Source organism: Mesobacillus sp., assembly GCF_049588175.1.
GTDB lineage: Bacteria > Bacillota > Bacilli > Bacillales > Cytobacillaceae > Mesobacillus.
Window position 1 is genome coordinate 1 of the sequence record NZ_JBAVFI010000632.1, and the last position, 2,104, is coordinate 2,104.

General features: G+C 37.5%; 1 protein-coding gene. It reads left to right on the forward strand.

The window, feature by feature from the left end; all coding sequences use genetic code 11:
* Window positions 1-605: 605 nt before the first annotated feature.
* Window positions 606-2,021, forward strand: a complete 1,416-nt coding sequence (locus tag WB217_RS15225; protein ID WP_423994085.1) for a S8 family peptidase — start codon at window positions 606-608, stop codon at window positions 2,019-2,021.
* Window positions 2,022-2,104: the final 83 nt, after the last annotated feature.

A 2,104-nucleotide genomic window follows, 5' to 3' on the forward strand; every position in this document is an offset into this window, starting at 1 on the left:
CACCTGTATGGCATCATCATTATAATCAAAAGCTTGCTGATTTCTTGCCACAAACATACCCCTTTCATTTCTTGCAACAACATTGACGGTTTTTTATGTATAGTGTCAATGATTTAATTAAGTATTCGTCTTTGTAAATCATATAAGGTGATAAAAAGTACTCCAATACACCTGTAAGAACACTCGTTCTCTATATTTATTTTACCATAAGAATGGCGTCTATGCTTAATTGTAGCGATTAATTAGGATTTGGCAAACGGATTTAAAGAATTAAATGGAATTTTGTCATAAAAAATCGATTAAATGGACACTGGTAAATGAATTCTTTGGCACCTCTTCATAAACTTTGTGGTTACAGCACAATCTATTCGATAACATTTTTGAAAGAAGTCTTCGTCGAAAGTTGCAAAATGAAATATAGTCTCAACCGCTATAGCATGATTTCCTACTTGATTCTGCCTTGTAAATAAAAAAATTATCCCTTTTTCTATAAAAGCAGTAACTAAAAGCCTGAATAATACTAAAATCCCAGTGATTCCCGCCATTAAATTCAGCAGACGTACAGCAACATAAGAACAAATTCTCTTTTTACGGAGGGCAAATATATGAGAAATACAAAGGTTTTTGTCCTGGGTGCATCTTTGATCTTGTTTTTAGCACTTACAGCCGGAGGTATCTTCAGGCGTGATGATATCAAAGCCGATAATTATGGGACACCTGTCCAATCAGAAGGAAAACCGATGATGATCAAACCAGGGGCGGGCCGCCAACAAATGGTTGAAATCAATAATGTTCAAATGGGAGAAGGAATAAAGAAGCAGCTTGATTCGCAGCAAGAGGTTACGCTAATTCATCATAACAAAAAAGATACAAGCCATTACTATGATCATGAGGCAACCGTCGATTTTTTAAATGAACCAAGTGCTGAAGATATTGACCAAATTACCCGTGACATTAAAGGCTGGGTAGTAAATAAGCATTTCGATTCGATCTATATTTTTAGATCGACGGTGATGGAAACACCTGAAATGATTGATTATTTTAAAAAGAGAACAAATGTAGAATATGTCGAGCCTAATTTTATCTTGATGCAAAATCAAGTTAACTTGCCTAATGATCAGCTTTATCAGGAAAATTATCAGTGGAACTTACCTGTGATTGGAACTGAACAGGGGTGGGATATTACTCGCGGTTCAGAAGACATTGAAATCGCAATTGTTGATACAGGAGTGGATTTAGATCATCCGGAACTGAGAAACAGGCTTGTAAAAGGATATAACGTACTGAATGAAAATAATGAGCCAGATGATGATAATGGACATGGAACTCATGTGGCTGGAATCATTGCATCAGAGACAAACAACAATGAAGGTGTTGCAGGCATAACGTGGTTTAATAAAATAATGCCTATAAAAGCAATGGGAGCAAAAGGGTATGGTACGACGTTTGATATTGCAAGAGGCATCGTATGGGCTGTAGACAATGGAGCAGATGTCATTAACCTCAGTCTGGGAAATTATCAGCCCTCACAAGTGCTGGAAGAAGCTGTACGATATGCTTATTCAAAAAATGTTGTGATGGTATCAGCAGCGGGCAATGACGGCTCAGATCAGCCTACCTATCCATCAGCTTATCCTGAGGTGCTGAGCGTGGCGGCTGTCGATTATGACGGTAAAAGGGCCAGCTTTTCGAATTATGGTGAGTACATCGATATTGCTGCTCCAGGTGTCTATATTCCCAGTACCTATTTTAATAAGCAATATGCATCCTTGTCTGGAACTTCAATGGCAGCGCCGCATGTCGCCGGCCTTGCCGCTTTAATTAAGTCAGCAAATCCTGAATTAACGAATACCCAAGTGATCAATATCATAAAAAACTCAGCAATCGATCTTGGTGAAAAGGGTAAAGATAATGATTTTGGGAATGGGTTGATTGATGTCAATTCTGCACTGCAGCAAGCAAAAACAAATAAAGTGGAAACTGAAAAATATCGAGGCAGTCTTTTCCAGTTGCTTAGATAAGGTTTTTCTAAAGCTGATTTAATCACATTTATTATGGAAGTAAAATGAAGAAATTTTCTGATATGAAAAATGAGCTCATCAAG